Annotated in this window: 12 protein-coding genes; 6 read left to right on the top strand and 6 right to left on the bottom strand. The window is 71.6% G+C overall.

From position 1 onward, the window contains the following. Window positions 1–76 precede the first annotated feature (76 nt). The 4 genes from ACQPYE_RS24605 to ligA all read right to left on the bottom strand — a co-directional run bounded on the left by ACQPYE_RS24605 (window position 77) and on the right by ligA (window position 5,854). Entirely contained in the window at window positions 77–739 is a 663-nt protein-coding gene (locus tag ACQPYE_RS24605) for a lytic polysaccharide monooxygenase auxiliary activity family 9 protein (protein WP_498714746.1), read from the bottom strand. Between the two features lie 336 nt (window positions 740–1,075). Next, on the bottom strand, window positions 1,076–1,969 hold the full coding sequence (locus tag ACQPYE_RS24600) for a DMT family transporter (RefSeq protein ID WP_498714745.1): 894 nt from the start codon (window positions 1,967–1,969) through the stop codon (window positions 1,076–1,078). 4 nt (window positions 1,970–1,973) lie between these two features. Beyond that, window positions 1,974–3,482, bottom strand: a complete 1,509-nt coding sequence (locus ACQPYE_RS24595; RefSeq protein ID WP_498714744.1) for a class I adenylate-forming enzyme family protein — start codon at window positions 3,480–3,482, stop codon at window positions 1,974–1,976. Window positions 3,483–3,862: 380 nt separating this feature from the next. Next, a complete protein-coding gene (ligA, locus tag ACQPYE_RS24590; RefSeq protein ID WP_498714743.1) occupies window positions 3,863–5,854 on the bottom strand; it encodes an NAD-dependent DNA ligase LigA in 1,992 nt (663 codons plus the stop codon). A gap of 118 nt (window positions 5,855–5,972) precedes the next feature. Here ligA and ACQPYE_RS24585 point away from each other — a divergent pair, with 118 nt between their 5' ends. From ACQPYE_RS24585 to ACQPYE_RS24570, 4 genes are all read left to right on the top strand, one after another. Then, window positions 5,973–7,142 carry an RtcB family protein gene (locus ACQPYE_RS24585; protein ID WP_498714742.1) on the top strand — a complete coding sequence of 390 codons (1,170 nt, stop codon included), beginning with the start codon at window positions 5,973–5,975 and terminating at the stop codon, window positions 7,140–7,142. A 209-nt stretch (window positions 7,143–7,351) separates the two neighbouring features. Continuing rightward, window positions 7,352–7,852, top strand: a complete 501-nt coding sequence (locus ACQPYE_RS24580) for a GNAT family N-acetyltransferase (RefSeq protein ID WP_498714741.1) — start codon at window positions 7,352–7,354, stop codon at window positions 7,850–7,852. A gap of 113 nt (window positions 7,853–7,965) precedes the next feature. Further along, window positions 7,966–9,408: an argininosuccinate synthase gene (gene argG / locus ACQPYE_RS24575; protein WP_498714740.1), complete on the top strand. Its 1,443-nt coding sequence runs from the start codon at window positions 7,966–7,968 to the stop codon at window positions 9,406–9,408. Window positions 9,409–9,595: 187 nt separating this feature from the next. Beyond that, window positions 9,596–10,495, top strand: coding sequence for a bile acid:sodium symporter family protein (locus ACQPYE_RS24570; protein ID WP_498714739.1), 900 nt, complete (start codon window positions 9,596–9,598; stop codon window positions 10,493–10,495). A 154-nt stretch (window positions 10,496–10,649) separates the two neighbouring features. Here the strand turns inward: ACQPYE_RS24570 and ACQPYE_RS24565 are convergent, their stop codons facing one another. Beyond that, window positions 10,650–11,666 (bottom strand): NAD(P)/FAD-dependent oxidoreductase, encoded by a 1,017-nt coding sequence (locus ACQPYE_RS24565; RefSeq protein ID WP_498714738.1) that lies wholly within the window; start codon window positions 11,664–11,666, stop codon window positions 10,650–10,652. A 143-nt stretch (window positions 11,667–11,809) separates the two neighbouring features. On the opposite strand from ACQPYE_RS24565, the gene ACQPYE_RS24560 reads away from it, so the two are divergent. Together ACQPYE_RS24560 and ACQPYE_RS24555 are read left to right on the top strand one after the other, a co-directional pair. Further along, window positions 11,810–13,159 (top strand): 3' terminal RNA ribose 2'-O-methyltransferase Hen1, encoded by a 1,350-nt coding sequence (locus ACQPYE_RS24560; RefSeq protein WP_498714737.1) that lies wholly within the window; start codon window positions 11,810–11,812, stop codon window positions 13,157–13,159. Next, window positions 13,159–15,648 (top strand): polynucleotide kinase-phosphatase, encoded by a 2,490-nt coding sequence (locus ACQPYE_RS24555; protein ID WP_498714736.1) that lies wholly within the window; start codon window positions 13,159–13,161, stop codon window positions 15,646–15,648. Before ACQPYE_RS24560 ends, ACQPYE_RS24555 begins: the two co-directional genes overlap by 1 nt. On the opposite strand, the gene ACQPYE_RS24550 is transcribed toward ACQPYE_RS24555, so the two are convergent. After that, entirely contained in the window at window positions 15,645–16,250 is a 606-nt protein-coding gene (locus tag ACQPYE_RS24550) for a hypothetical protein (RefSeq protein WP_498714735.1), read from the bottom strand. The genes ACQPYE_RS24555 and ACQPYE_RS24550 overlap by 4 nt on opposite strands. Window positions 16,251–16,255 lie beyond the last annotated feature (5 nt).

Raw genomic sequence — 16,255 nt, 5'->3', positions numbered from 1 at the left:
GCAGCGCGCCGGCCCGGCGCGAGTGCTGCCGCGCCGGGCCGGATGTTCTTCGCGTTGCGCTCGGTGAACCGGGGCTCTAGCCGAAGTTCACGTCACTGCACCACATGTAGGCCTGGTCGAGGTGCGAGGCCTGCCAGATCGTGAACACGATGTGGTGTCCACGGTACGAACCGTTGGTCTGGACGTTGAACGTGATGTCCTTCGCGGGCGCGTACCTGCCGGTCTGGGTGATGAAGTCGAGGTTGCTCCAACCCAGGGTCTGGGTCTTCGGGTCGAACCCCTGCTTGCTGACGTAGACCCGGAAGTAGTCCGCGCCGTGGCTGGCCTGGTCGTACAGGTGCAGGGAGAAGTTGCTCCCGACGTTCGTGGTCCGCCAGTTGCCGGCCTTGTTCAGGGAGGCGTTGCGGGAGAGGTTGTTGCTGCAGAGCGAACCGTTGGGGGTCGCGCCCTGGAAGTTGCCGCCGAGGCCGTCCCGCAGCGAGCTCATCCAGTTCCACATGGTGTCGGCGTTGGCCTGGAAGGCCTGCCAGCACATGGGGTCCTGCTGCTGCATGGCCGGGTTCGTGTGTTGGCTGCCCCAAGCCTGCCAGCACTGGTAGGCGCGGGTGGCGGGACCGACGATGGTGCCGTGCGCCGTGGCCGTCGGCGTCATGACGAGCATGCTGGCCAGCACACCGAGGATCAGTGCGATGACGCCATGCCGCTTGGTGACGGACACGGTGGTACTGCGCTTGCGCATGGAGGAACCTCCACTCTTCGGGTGGTTGAGCGGCGGTGATCGTTTATGGGAGCGCTCCCAGAGCGATTCTCAGACTATACGTCACTCAGCGAAACTTCAACGAAACATTCGGTGATGGTCCGCATTGTCCGAATTTGAGGGGCGCTCATCATTCTCAGGGCGCTGACCTGCGGTGATGTGTCGTCGTCCGGGCGGGACGGTGACCGCGTCCGACATGACCGGCTCGGGCGGAGTACGACCCGGCCCGCCGGATGGGCGAGGCGTCAGCTCCGTTCGGCAACGCCCCTGAACGACCCCCAGGTCTGGCCCCCGGTGGAGGAGGATCAGCCCGCCGGGTCACCTCGTCACGGTGACGGCGGGCGCCGGTTTGCCGCGCGACACCGCCACGCCGACCAGGCAGAGCGCGCCGCCCGCCAACGCCACCGGCCTGGGCACCTCGTCGAGCAGGGCCCACGACAGCACCACGACGATCGCCGGCACCAGGTACGTGGTGGCGCCGAGCTTGCCGGTGGTCATGTGGGAGAGCGCGTACGCCCACGTGTAGAACGCCAGCGCGGTCGGCAGCAGACCCAGGTACACCACCGAGAGCGTGGCGCCGGCCGGCGCGTCGGCGAGGTCGCCGACGAGCTGCCCGCCGAACGGCAGGCACACGATCGCGCCGACCACGCAGCCGTACGTGGTGGCCTGCAACGGCGACGCGTGCCGCAGGGCGGGTTTCTGCGCCACCACACCGACCGCGTACCCGACCGCCGCGACCAGGCAGAGCACCGCGCCCCGGGTGGTCGAGCCGCCGCCGGGGCCGACGAGCCCGACCGCCGCGACGCCCGCGAACGCGATGGCGAGCCCGACCAGCAGCCGTGCCGGGAAGCCCTCGCGGAGCAGCCACCCGGCCAGGAACGCCACCAGGACCGGGCCGACGCCGACGACCAGCGCGGCCGTGCCGGCGTCCGCGTGCCGCTCACCCCAGTTCAGCGCCACCATGTAGAGCGCGAACCAGAACACGCCGGACCCGACGATCCCCGGCCACGCCGCTCTCGGTGGCACGCCGACGCCGCGCACCGCCGCGACCACCCCGAGCGCGAGCGCGCCGACCAGCAACCGGCCGAGCGCCAGCGACCCCGGCTCGAAGTGCTCGCCCGCGTACCGGATGCCGACGAACGCCGACGCCCACAGCACCATGGTGACCAGGACCGCCGCGGCGGCCTTCCCGTCGACACCGCTGCGCTCCACCGGATCAACCCCTCGCCATCGCGCGGATCTCACGTCGGCGCAACTTCCCCGTGGGCGTGCGGGGCAACTCGGCCACGAAGACCACGTCTTCCGGAACCTTGTACCAGGTCAGCGCCGCCCGCGCGCCGGCGAGCAGTTCGGCGCGCACCTCCTCGGGCGACGCGTCGTCGTCCAACGCCACGAACGCGCGCAGGGTCGTCACACCGGTCTCGCGCCGCGTCGAGCACACCGCGGCCTCGCGCACGTCGGGGTGGCGCATCAGGAAGTCCTCGGTCTCCGCCGGGTGCACGTTCTGGCCGCCGACGATCTCGACGTCGTCCAGCCGGCCGTGCAGCCGCACGTAGCCGTCCTCGTCCGCGGTGGCCGCGTCACCGGTGGCGTACCAGGACTCCCCGGCCCGCGCCGGGGCGTCGCTGCCCCGTGCCACGCCCGGCGCGATCGACGGACCGGCCACCTCCAGCGCGCCCGGCACGCCCGGCGGCACCTCGGCACGCGCCTCGTCCACGATCCGCAGCCGGTACGGCGGCAGGACCCGCCCGATCGTGTGGTCACGGCTGTGGCCGACCGCGTTGGCCACCAGCGCGTGCCCGATCTCCGTGGTGCCGAAGACGTTCAGCAACCGCTCGCCGAGCACCTGCCTCAACCGTGCCTCCAGGGGCGCCGCCAGCACCTCGCCGGCTACCAGCGCCAGCCGGAGCCCGGACAGCGGCGCGTGATCGGGGTGGCGCGCCAGCCGGGCGTAGAAGCTCGGCTGGCCGTAGAACACCGTCACACCGCGGTCCTGGATGATCCGCAACGCGTCGTCCTCGGTCGCACGTGCCCGCGACAGCACCGTCGCGCCGCCGCGGTGCAGCGGGAGGAACACGGAGTTGCCCAGCCCGTACGCGAAGTGCAGCCGTGACACCGAGAACGTGACGTCCTCCGGCGTGATGCCGACGACCGACCCGATGGCCCGCTCGTACACGCCCGGGTCGCCGTGGGTGTGGAAGCACAGCTTCGGGTCGCCCGTGGTGCCCGAGGTGAACACCGCGTACGCCGGGGTGTCCGATGTGGCCGGTGCGTACGGCGCGACGCCGCCCACCCGCAGCTCCCGCGGCGCGATCAGGTCGGTGGGCGGACCGCCCGGGTCCTCCTCGCACACGACGGCGTCCGGCTCCGCGATCCCGATCGCGCGGCGCAGTTCGTCCGGGTGCACGGTCGAGTTCACCGGCACCGCGACCGCGCCGATCCGCACCGCGCCGAGGAACGCCCACACCGCGTCGATGCCGTCGGGCAGGACGAGCGCGATCCGGCTGCCCGGCCCGAACCCTCGTGCGGTGTACGCGGCGGCTGCCCGACCCGCGCCCTCGTAGACGTCGGCGAACCGGTAGGTCTCGTCGTCGACGTGGTAGGCGGGCCGGTCCAGCCAGCCCCGGTCGCGCGCCAACCCCGCCAGCCGCTCGACCAGATTTCCGCTACCGCCCCGCTTCTCGCGCAGGGCGTGGTCGGTCACCGACATGATTTCCCCCGTCATCACGTCGAAAGTGGATCGGCGACGACTCCCCGGCCCGCCACCACAACCGAGGCTGACCGCCGGTGTCGCGGCCTGTCAAGCACTCCCGCCCGCGCATCGACCGGCCGAACCCCGCTGACCAGCCCGTAAGCGCGTGCCGTCACACTTGGCGTCACACGATCGAGTGAGGTGCCTACCCGCGCCACGCGTGGAAGTACGCCGCCCGCGGCCTGGACATCGATCGACCCCACCTCGAAGGCCGACTACCGGGCCACCCGCCCCAAGGCCGAACGCAAGATCGGCGACCTGATGCGACATCGTCACGGAGGACGCCGCGCCCGCGTCCGAGGACGGCTCAAGGCCGCCGCCGATTTCTCTCAAGGCCGTTCGACACCAGCCACCTAGGCGATGCCGGCGGCGATCAGTTGTTGCCAGATCACGCCCTGGTCCACGACCTCGACGCCCAGCTTCTCGGCCTTGGCGGTCTTGCTCGCGCCGACGTCGGCGCCGGTGATCAGGTAGTCGGTGCTGGCCGAGACCGAGGTCGCGGTGGTCGCGCCGGCCTTCTCGCAGAGTCTCTGGAAGGTGGGGCGGGGCACCTTCTCGCCCGAACGCGGGTCGCTGATCGCGCCGGTGATCACCACGGTCTTCCCGGCCAGCGGCGCGTCGGACGCCACGACGGGCGGCAGGTCCTCGTCCCGCACGTCCAGGGACACGCCGTGCCGCCGCAGCCGCTCCAGCTCGGGTCGCAGGCGGGTGAGGTGCTCGATCAGGGAGGCGGCGACCTTCGGGCCGATGTCCTCGACCGCGACCAGGCGTTCCTCGCCGGCGTCGGCGACCTCCTCCAGCGAGCCGAACCCCGCTCGGCACAGGCGGGTCGCGGTGCCCTCCGAGGCCATCGGGATGGCGAGCCCGATCAAGGCCCGGCGCAGGCCGACGGCACGGCTGGCGGCGATCGAGTCGATCATGCGCGTCGCCGAGGTCTCGCCGATGCGGTCGAACTCCAGCAGCTGCTCCTTGGTCAGGGTGTAGAGGTCGGACGGGTTCTCCAGCAGCCCGGCCTCGGCGAGCCGCTCGATCCACACCGGACCGACGGCCTCGATGTCCGCCGCCGCCCGCGACGCCCAGTGGATCAACCTGCGCACGGTCTGCGCGGGGCAGGCGACGTTGGTGCAGAACAACTCGCGGCTGTTGCCCTGCTCGGTCAACGGCTGCCCGCACGACGGGCACTCCGACGGTGGCACGATCTCCCGCTCCGCGCCCGTGCGCTGGGACTCGTCGAGCACACCCGCGACGAACGGGATCACGTCACCGGCCCGGCGGATCAGCACCGTGTCACCGATCCTGATGCCCTTCCCCCGGATGACCTCCTGGTTGGCCAGCGTCGCCCGGGTCACCGTCGTGCCGCCCACGAACACCGGCTCCAACCAGGCCACCGGGGCGATCTTGCCCGTCTTGCCGACGTCCCAGACCACGTCGAGCAGCAACGTCGTCTTCTCCTCGGCGGCGAACTTGAACGCCAACGCCCCGCGCGGCGAGCTCGACCGGGTGCCGGCGGCGGCGAAGGCGTCCCGGTTCGCCAGCCGCAGCACCGCGCCGTCCAGGTCGTAGTCCAGCTCGTGGCGCCGCGCCTCGATCCCGGTGATCACCTCCTGCGCCGCCTCCGCGTCGTCGCAGTGCCTCATGTCGGCGACGGCGAACCCGAGCGTGCTCAGCCCGCGCTCCAGGTCGGCCGCCGCGCCGCCCTCGGAGGTGTCCAGGTCGAACGCGAAGAACGTCAGGCGGCGCTCGGCGACGGTGGCCGGGTCCTTCGCCCGCAACGTGCCCGCCGCCGCGTTGCGCGGGTTGATCAGCGGTTTGTCCGGGTGCGCGGCGTTGTAGGCGGCGAACGTGGACCGCAGCATCACCGCCTCGCCGCGCACCTCGACCCGGCCCGGCGCGTCGAGGCGCTCCGGCACGCCGTCGACCAGGGACCGCACCAGCGGCGTCACGTCGTCACCCGTCGTGCCGTCACCCCGGGTGATCGCCCGGGCCAGCCGCCCGTGCTCGTAGACCAGCGCCAGCGACAGCCCGTCCAGCTTGGGCATGACCACCACCGGCTGGCCGGGGAAGCGGTCGAAGAAGGCCGCGACCTGCTCGGGCCTGGTCGCCTTCTCCAGCGACAGCATCGGCCGCGAGTGCCGGATCGGCGCGTGCAGCACGGCGGGCGCGCCCACCTGCTCCAGCGGGTTCGGGTCGGGCGCCAGCTCCGGGTTCGCCTCGACCAGCCCGCGCAGCTCGTCCTCGACCGCGTCGTACTCCGCGTCCGCCACCAGCGGCGAACCGCGGTAGTAGGCGTCGCGCAGCACGACGATCCGGTCGGCGAGTTCCTGGATGCGTTCCCGAGCGTTCACGGCTCACAAGTTACCGGCGACCACCGACAATTCGGGGGCGTACGACCCCTGGGCGGAGTGAATTCGGTCGCGGAGCCACCCGATCGCGCCTACCTTCGGCGTCGAGCAGAGGAGAACCGTGGAGCACATCGGCAAGCGACTGGTGAACTGGGCGTCCATCCTGGACCCGGGCGCCCGCGAACAGGCGGAGAAGGCCGCGCGGATGCCGTTCATCTTCCCGCACCTGGCCCTCATGCCCGATGCGCACCTCGGGAAGGGCGCCACGGTCGGCAGCGTCATCCCCACCCTGGGCGCGATCATCCCGGCCGCCGTCGGTGTCGACATCGGCTGCGGCATGATCGCCGTGCGCACCCAGTTCACCCGGGACGAGTTCCGCGCGCGCCCGCTCGCCCCGCTGCGCGAGGCGATCGAGAACGCCGTGCCGCTGTCGGCGGGGAAGTACAACACCCGGCTGACCGGCACGGCGCGCGCCCGCGTCGACGCGCTCGCCCGCCGTGCGGAGGAGGCCGGCTTCGACCCCGGCTCCTACGCGGGCAACTGGCAGTTGCAGCTCGGCACCCTCGGCAGCGGCAACCACTTCATCGAGGTCACGCTGGACGAGACCGACCGGGTGTGGCTGTTCCTGCACTCCGGGTCGCGCGGCGTGGGCAACAAGATCGCCCAGAAGTACATCCGGATCGCGCACGAGCAGTGCCGTCGCCGGTGGATCGACCTGCCCGACCCGGACCTGGCGTACCTGGTCGAGGGCGAGGACGAGTTCTGGCGCTACATCCGGGAGATGCGCTGGGCCCAGGACTTCGCCTGGGCCAACCGCGAGGAGATGATGGACCGGGTGGTCGACCGCGTGGCCGAGTGGACGGGCCGTGACGTGGAGCGGCAGGAAGTCGTGAATTGTCATCACAACTACACGACGCAGGAGACCCACTTCGGCAAGCAGGTGTGGTTGTCCCGTAAGGGCGCGATCAACGCCGAGGCGGGTCGGGCGGGGCTCATCCCGGGCTCGATGGGCACCGCGTCGTACGTCGTGGTCGGCAAGGGCAACCCCGTCTCGCTGAACTCCTCGCCCCACGGCGCCGGTCGCGAGTACTCCCGCTCGGCCGCGCGCCGGGCGTTCGACCGGGCCGACCTGCGCAAGGCGATGGCGGGGATCGAGTACCGCGACACCGACGCGTTCATCGACGAGATCCCGGCGGCGTACAAGGACATCGACGTCGTCATGCGTGACGCGCGAGACCTGGTCGAGGTCCGCCACACGTTGCGGCAGATCGTCAACGTGAAGGGCGATTGACCGACGACCGGGTGGGGTGGTCCGCCGGGAAACGGGTTGTCCGCGAGGCCGGCCGTCGCTAGCCTCACGGCGGCGGTGGAGATCGCTTGGTCACCGGGGCCGAGGAGGTTGATGAACATGGCTGTCGACAGCCGTCTTCAGCACGTCCTCATCCGGCCCGAACGCGGCTGACGCGTGGGCCGGTCATCCCGAATGACCAGGAGCTCCGAGTGCCTTCTCCGTCCACCGCCGTCCCCGACCCGTCCACCGAACGGCTGGTGCTGCGGTCGTGGACCGCGGCCGAGATCGATGCCGTCGTGGGCGGCGGTCGGCTGCCGCACTGGGCCGACGACTTCCCCGCCGAGGGTGATCGGGTCATCGCCGGGCTGTTCGGCGAGCACCCCGACTGGCTGACCGGGTACGGCCACCGCTTGCTGGTCGAGCGGGACAGCGGTCTGGTGGTCGGTTCGATCGGGCTGTTCTGGCCGCCTGACGACGGCGTCGTCGAGATCGGGTACGGCGTCGTGCCCTCCCGGCGGGGCCGCGGGTACGCCACCGAGGCCACGCGCGCGTTGACCGACCTCGCGTTCACCGCGCCCGGCGTCCGGGCGGTCCGCGCCGAGGTGGAGCTGTCGAACCCCGCCTCGGTCCGCGTCCTCGAGAAGGCCGGTTTCCGGCTGCTGGACGACGCCGCCGGGCAGGGCACCGCCCGGTACGGCATCGTCCGGTAGGTCGTCCCACGGGGTCGGCGGCGGTTCAGGCCGTCGACCCCGTGTTACCGCAGTTCAGAGCTGTTCGACCCCCGGCTATGCATGGTCATGCAGCGTCGTGCATACTTCTAATCGTGTCCAAGGTGCTCACTTACCTCCCCGCCGGCGAACACGTCGGCATCGCGTTCTCCGGTGGTCTCGATACGTCCGTGGCGGTCGCCTGGATGCGGGAGAAGGGCGCGGTGCCGTGCACGTACACCGCGGACATCGGTCAGTACGACGAGCCCGACATCGCGTCGGTGCCGAGCCGTGCCGCGGTGTACGGCGCCGAGATCGCCCGACTGGTCGACTGCCGGGCCGCCCTGGTCGAGGAAGGGCTCGCGGCGCTGGCCTGCGGCGCGTTCCACATCAGGTCCGGCGGTCGCGGCTACTTCAACACCACGCCCCTCGGGCGGGCCGTGACGGGCACCATGCTCGTGCGCGCCATGCTCGACGACGACGTCCAGATCTGGGGTGACGGCTCCACCTACAAGGGCAACGACATCGAGCGGTTCTACCGCTACGGCCTGCTCGCCAACCCGTCCCTGCGGATCTACAAGCCGTGGCTGGACGCCGAGTTCGTCAACGAGCTCGGCGGTCGCACGGAGATGTCCGAGTGGCTGCTGGCGCGCGGCCTGCCGTACCGGTCCAGCACCGCGAAGGCCTACTCGACCGACGCGAACATCTGGGGCGCGACGCACGAGGCCAAGGCGCTCGAACACCTCGACACGGGCATCGAGATCGTCGACCCGATCATGGGCGTGCGGTTTTGGGACCCCGAGGTCGAGATCGCCACCGAGGACATCACGATCGGCTTCGACCAGGGCAGGCCGGTGACGATCAACGGCAAGGAGTTCTCCTCCGCCGTCGACCTGGTGCTGGAGGCCAACGCCATCGGCGGCCGGCACGGCATGGGCATGTCCGACCAGATCGAGAACCGGGTCATCGAGGCCAAGAGCCGCGGCATCTACGAGGCGCCGGGCATGGCGCTGCTGCACGCCGCCTACGAGCGGCTGGTCAACGCGATCCACAACGAGGACACCCTCGCCTCCTACCACAACGAGGGCCGCAAGCTGGGCCGGCTGCTGTACGAGGGCCGCTGGCTGGACCCGCAGGCGCTGATGGTGCGCGAGGCGTTGCAGCGGTGGGTCGGCACGGCGGTCACCGGCGAGGTGACGCTGCGCCTGCGGCGCGGTGAGGACTACTCCATCCTGGACACCTCCGGGCCCGCGTTCAGCTACCACCCGGACAAGTTGTCCATGGAGCGGACCGAGGACTCGGCGTTCGGGCCGGTCGACCGCATCGGTCAGCTGACCATGCGCAACCTCGACATCGCCGACTCGCGCGCCAAGCTGGAGCAGTACGCCGGGCTCGGCATGGTCGGCAGCCAGTCGCCGCTGATCGGCGTGGCGCAGGTGGCGCCGACCGAGCTGATCGGCGCGATGGCCGAGGGCGGCGCCGAGGTCATCGCCTCGCGCGGCAAGGTCACCGACGACGAGCTGCTCGACCACGCCGCGCTCGAAGCCGGCAACGACTGACCGCGGTCGGGACGCCGGACGCGCGTGCGCCGCTCACGTCGAGCGACGCACGCGCGTCCGGCTCCGGCTGTCGGGCACCCCGCACGACCACGGCGAATCGGACCTAAAGCGCAAGTCTGGAGAAGTAGCGGGTCGTCCGCTGGTGTGAAACTCCCTGTACCTCGCTCCGAGCGGAAGGCAGGGTGGCATGACCAACTCCACGGTACTCCTCCTTTTCCCCATCACCGTGGCCATCATCATGCTCGGCCTCGGCCTCACGCTGACGATCGAGGACTTCCGCCGGGTCGTGAAGTACCCGCGGGCGATGGTGGTCTGCCTGGTCTGCCAGATGGTGGTGCTGCCCGCGATCTGCCTCGGCCTGGTCGTCGCGTTCGACCTGCGGCCGGAGCTGGCCATCGGCATGATGCTGCTCGCGGCCTCGCCGGGCGGCAGCACGGCCAGCCTCTACAGCCACCTGTTCAAGGGGGACGTGGCGCTCAACATCTCGTTGACGGCGGTCAACTCGGTGCTGGCGATGTTCACCCTGCCGCTGATCGTCAACCTGTCGGTCGCGGGCTTCATCGGCGCGGACAGCTCGATCGGCCTTCAGGTCGACAAGGTCCTCCAAGTGTTCATGATGGTGCTGGTCCCGATCGCCGTCGGCATGGTGGTGCGCGCGAGGTTCAGCGCCTTCGCCATCCGGATGGAACGCCCGGTCAAGATCCTCTCGGTGGTCGTCCTGATCATGATGATCGCCAGCGTGATCGCCGGCCTCGGCTCCGAGATCTTCGCCATCCTCGGCGAGATCATCGTGGTGGTCGTGCTGTTCAACGTGATCGGGATGGCGATCGGGTACTTCGGCCCGCGCCTGCTGAAGGTCGGCCCGCGTGAGTCGACCGCCTCGGCGTTCGAGATCGGCCTGCACAACGGTCCGTTGGCGATCGGCATCGCGATGAGCCCGTCGCTGCTCAACAACACGGTGATGGCGATGCCGCCGGTGACCTACGGGTTCGTCATGTTCTTCACCGCCTTGGTCTTCGGCCTCGTCGTGGCCCGCCGCACGTCCGCCCCGAACGCCGACCGGGAGGTGACGCCGAGCGGGACGTGACGCCCCCCAAAGGCCGAAGCCCCTGTGCCCGCACCGGGTCCGCGCACGACGCGGCCGGTGCGGGCATCGGCCTGCCAGGGCATCCGCGTGCCGGAGCATCCGTGTGCCGAGGCATCCGCGTGCCGGGGCGTCGGCCTGCCGGGGCCGCCGACCCTCACAAGCCGTGGCGGCGGTCGCCCGCGACGAGTTCGGCCACCCGGGCCTCGGCCTCGGCGGAGAACGGGTTCCGGTAGGCGTCGACGGCCACGCGGGTCTCCTCCGCGATCAGGTCGGCGTTGATCTGGGCGCCGGCGGTGGCGCCCGCCGCGGCCGCCGCGCCGACCTGCGCGCCGAGGTCGGTGACGTTGCCCGCGACCCACACCCCCGGCACGTCGGTGCGGCCGAGCGGATCGGCGGGGATGTGCTCGCCCATCCCGGACGGGTGCTCGACGGGCCGGAGCCCCAGCGCGGCCAGGAAACCCGCGCGGGCCACCATCCGCGACGCGACCACCACCACCTCGCGGCCGACCGAGCGGCCGTCCGCCAGCCGCACGCCGACGACGCGGTCGCCCACAACCTCCAGCGACGCCACCTCGCCCGCCACGACGGCGACCCCGCGTGCGGCCAACTGCTCGGCCTGCTCGGCGGTCGGCGCCCGCGTGTGGGAGAAGAACGTGACGTCGGCGCTCAACTGCCGGAACATCAACGCCTGGTGCACCGCCATCGGCCCGGTCGCCAGCACGCCGATCGCCTGGTCGCGGACCTCCCAGCCGTGGCAGTACGCGCAGTGCACGACGTCGCGGCCCCACCGCTCGCGCAGGCCGGGCACGTCCGGCAGCTCGTCCACCAGCCCCGTGGTCACCAGCAGCCGGCGGGCCCGGACCACGCGGCCGTCGGCCAGCGCCACCACGAACCCGTCGCCCTCGCGCGTCACGGCCTCGACCTCGCCGGTCACCACGTGACCGCCGTAACCCCGGACCTCCTCCCGACCGCGTGCCACCAGCTCCGCCGGCGGCGTCCCGTCCCTGGCCAGCAGCCCGTGCACGCCGTCGGCCGGCGCGTTGCGCGGCGACCCGGCGTCGACCACGACCACCGACCGGCGCGACCGGGCCAGCATCAAGGCCCCGTTCAGGCCGGCGGCCCCACCGCCGACCACCACCACGTCATAGCTGCCACTCAGCTGAAAGGTCATCGCGACCACCTCCACGACCACCATGCGGGCGAGGTGGACGGATCGGCAAACCTTGTTGCCGATCCGGCAACAAGGGGCAGGCTCCGATCGGCCTGCGGTAAATCGGGGGCGGGCGGCGGCACACCTCGTCCACACTGGACGACGTGCTGCTCACCCTGACCACGACCCACCGCCCGGCCACCGATCTCAGCCACCTGCTGCACAAACACCCCGATCGGGCGCAGTCGTTCACCACGTCCTCGGGCACCGCGCACGTCTTCTACCCGCGCGCGGACGAGGAGGAGTGCACGGTCGCGCTCCTGCTGGAGGTCGACCCGGTCGCGCTGGTGCGCGGTCCCGGCAGCACGCTCACCCAGTACGTCAACGACCGGCCGTACGTCGCCGGCTCGCTGCTGACCGTCGCGCTCGGCTCGGTGTTCCGCACCGCGATGAACGGTCGCAGCAAGAGCCACGAGGACGTGGCCGCCACCCCGATCCCGCTCACCGTGCGCGTGCCCGTCCTGCCGCACCGCCTGGTCGAACGGCTCTTCACGCCGCTGGGCTGGACCGCGCACATCACGCCCCTCCCTCTCCCCGACGGCGACGACTCGCGCTACGCCGACGTCACCCTCACCGGCACGCTCACCCTGTCCGAAGCCCTGAAGCACCTGTACGTCCTGCTGCCCGTCCTCGACGGCGACAAGCACTACTGGGTCGCCGAGGACGAGGTGGACAAGCTGCTGCGCGCGGGGGAGGGGTGGCTCGGCACGCACCCGGACCGCGAGCTGATCACCACCCGGTACCTGATGCGCCGCCGTCCGCTGGTGCGGTCCGCGCTGTCGCGCCTGGCGGAGGTGGAGGAGGTCGAGCCGGAGGAGCTGGACAACGCGCTCATCGAGCCGAAGGTGTCGCTGGCCGCGCAGCGCCGTGAAGCCGTCCTCGACCAGCTCCGGCAGGTCGGCGCGCGTTCCGTGCTCGACCTGGGGTGCGGCGGCGGCGCGTTGCTGCGCGCCCTGCTCGACCAGCCGGAGTTCACCCGGATCCAGGGTGTGGACGTGTCCGCGAAGGCGCTGGCGGTGGCCGCGCGCAAGCTGCACGTGGACACCATGTCGGACCGGCAGCGCGCCCGGCTCACGCTGCGCCAGTCGTCGCTGACCTACGCCGACCCGGACCTGAAGGGCTACGACGCCGCCGTGCTGATGGAGGTGGTGGAACACCTCGACCCGGACCGCCTGCCCGCGTTGGAGCACTCGGTGTTCGTCGTCGCACGGCCGCGCGCGGTCCTGGTCACCACGCCGAACGTCGAGTACAACGCGTTGTTCGAGACCCTGCCGGAAGGACGGCACCGGCACGCCGACCACCGCTTCGAGTGGACCAGGGCCGAGTTCGAGGACTGGACGCACGGCGTCGCTCAACGCCGCGGCTACACCGTGACCCACCTGCCGATCGGACCGGTGGACGCCGAGCGCGGCGCGCCGACCCAGCTCGCGATCTTCACCCTGGGGGACGACTGATGGAACTGAAGATCCCGGACCTCTGCCTCGTGGTGCTGATCGGCGCCTCGGGCTCGGGCAAGTCCACGTTCGCCCGCGAGCACTTCCGGCCCACCCAGGTCCTGTCCAGCGACTACTTCCGCGGTCTGGTCTCGGACGACGAGAACGACCAGTCGGCGTCCGCCGCCGCGTTCGAGGCGCTGCACTTCGTCGCGGCCAAGCGCCTGGACGCCGGCCGCACCACCGTGGTCGACGCGACGAACGTGCAGCGGTCCGACCGCGCCCAGCTGGTCGAGCTGGCGCGTGCGCACGACGTGCTGCCGGTCGCGATCGTGCTGGACCCGCCGGAGGAGGTCTGCCTGGCCCGCAACGCCTCCCGCCCGGACCGCGACTTCGGCGCGCACGTGGTGCGCCGGCACCGCGCGGCGTTGCGCAAGTCGTTGAAGCACCTCGGCAAGGAGGGCTTCAAGCGGGTGCACGTCCTGCGCGAGCAGTCCGAAGTGGACGAGGCGGTCATCGTGCCGGAGCGGCTGCTCAACGACCTGCGCCACGAGACCGGCCCGTTCGACGTGATCGGCGACGTGCACGGCTGCCGCGCCGAGCTGGAGGACCTGCTGGTCAAGCTCGGCTACGCGCTGGTGCGCGACGAGGGGGGACGTCCGGTGGACGCCGTCCCACCGGCGGGACGGCGGGCCGCGTTCGTCGGCGACCTGGTCGACCGCGGCCCGGACACGCCGGGTGTGCTGCGCCTGGTCATGGGCATGGTCGAGGCCGGGCACGCGTTCGCCGTGTGCGGCAACCACGAGCAGAAGCTGGTGCGCGCCTTGCGCGGCCGGAACGTGCAGGTCAAGCACGGTCTCGCGGAGTCGCTGGCGCAGCTGGCGGCCGAGCCGGAGGAGTTCCGCGAGCGCGTGGTGCGCTTCTGCGACGGCCTGATCGCGCACTACGTGCTCGACGGCGGCGACCTGGTGATCGCGCACGCGGGCCTGCCGGAGAAGTTCCACGGCCGCGCGTCGGCCAGGGTGCGCGGCTTCGCGCTCTACGGCGACACCACCGGCGAGACCGACGAGTACGGCCTGCCGGTGCGCTACCCGTGGGCGACGGAGTACCGGGGCCGGGCGACCGTGCTCTACGGGCACACGCCGATGCCGGAGGTCGAGTGGGTCAACAACACCCTGTGCCTGGACACGGGGGCGGTGTTCGGCGGCCGGCTGACCGCGCTGCGCTACCCGGAGCGCGAGGTCGTGGCGGTCGACGCGCACGAGGTCTGGTACGAGCCGGTGCGCCCGCTCGTCGCGCCGGAGGAGGAACGGGAGCCGGACGTGCTCGCGCTGTCCGACGTCACCGGCCGCCGGTCCGTCGAGACGGCCCACCGGGGCCGGATCGGGGTGCGCCCGGAGCAGGCCGCGTCGGCGTTGGAGGTGATGAGCCGCTTCGCGATCGACCCGCACTCGCTGCTGTACCTGCCGCCGACGATGGCGCCGACGGCCACCTCGCAGCGGCCGGACGTGCTGGAGCACCCGGAGGACGCGTTCGCCGAGTACCGGAGGGCGGGCGTGCGCGAGGTGATCTGCGAGGAGAAGCACATGGGGTCGCGCGCGGTGGTCCTCGTGCGCAAGGACGACGGCGGCGTGATCCACACGTGGACCGGCCGCGCGTTCTTCGACCCGCCGTTGGGCGACGAACTCCTGGCACGCGTGCGCGAGGAGGTCACCAGGGCCGGGCTCTGGGACGAGTTCGACACCGACTGGCTGCTGCTCGACGCCGAGCTGCTGCCGTGGAACGCCAAGGCCGCCGGGCTGATCAAGGAGCAGTACGCCTCGGTCGGCGCGGCGGCCACGGGTGCCCTCGGCGTGGCCGTGGACGTGCTCGCGCGGACCGCGTCACGGGGCGTCGACGTGGGCGAACTGCTGTCGCGCACGGAGAGCAGGCTGGCGAACGCCACCGGCTACCGCGATGCCTACCTGCGGTACGTGCGGCCGACCGACGGCCTGGCCGGCGTCACGATCGCGCCGTTCCAGCTGCTCGCCGCACGTGGCCGGACCTTCCACGACCGGGACCACCTGTGGCACCTGGACGTGCTCGGCCGACTCCGGGACGAGGTGTTCACCCACACCCGGCACCTGGTGGTCGACACGGCGGACGACGAGCAGGTCGCCGCCGGCATCCGCTGGTGGGAGGACCTGACCGCGGCCGGTGGCGAGGGGATGGTCGTCAAGCCGCTGGCGAACCTGGTGCGCGGTGACCGCGGCCTGGTGCAGCCCGGGGTGAAGGTGCGCGGGCGCGAGTACCTGCGGATCATCTACGGCCCGGACTACACCGAGCCGGCGAACCTGGAACGCCTGCGCAAACGTGGCCTGGGCGCGAAGCGGTCGCTCGCGATCCGCGAGTACGCGCTGGGCCTGGAAGCCCTGGAGCGGGTCGCCCGCGAGGAGCCGCTGTGGCGGGTGCACGAGTGCGTGTTCGCCGTGCTCGCGCTGGAGTCCGAACCGGTCGACCCCCGGCTCTAGACGCGGGCCGTGCCGCGCGCCCTCGTGCGCGCGGCACGGACGACCGGGTACGCGATCACGACCAGCAGGGACAGCGCCGGGGTCGACTGGCCCAGCACGAGCTCGCCCACCGCGTAGTCCGCCGCGGGCGCGGCCAGGCACAGCGCGAAGGCCCACGGCGGCGCGGTCCTCGGCTTGGCCGGCGACGCCCACGGCGTCCGCTTGAACGGCTTGGCCACCGACAGCCACACCTGGCACGCCAGCGCCGACGCCATCAGCAGCGAGCCGACCCGCATCAGCGAGGGCGAGCCGTCCGGGTGCAGGTTCGGGCTGAGCACGAAGATCCCGACGTACAGCTGGCTGAACGTGATCACGGTCTTCGCCAGCACCCACCAGTGCCGGAAGTAGCCCCACGCCGTGAAGCCGGACAGCATGAGGCCGGTGAACGCCGACGTGGTGGCCATGAACTGGAGCACCCGCACGTCGAGCAGCAGCGCCACCTCGAACGCCGAGCGGTCGGGCACGGCCAACGCGTGGTTCACCACCACGAACAACGCCAGCGCCATGAACATCCAGCCCGTGGACGACACGACGTGCGCCCAGACCAGCAACTTCCGGCTCATGACCA

Source organism: Actinosynnema sp. CA-299493 (assembly GCF_050946825.1).
Taxonomy (GTDB): domain Bacteria; phylum Actinomycetota; class Actinomycetes; order Mycobacteriales; family Pseudonocardiaceae; genus Actinosynnema.
The sequence above is the reverse complement of the archived record's forward strand: the minus strand, read 5'-3'. Positions and strand labels throughout refer to the sequence as shown.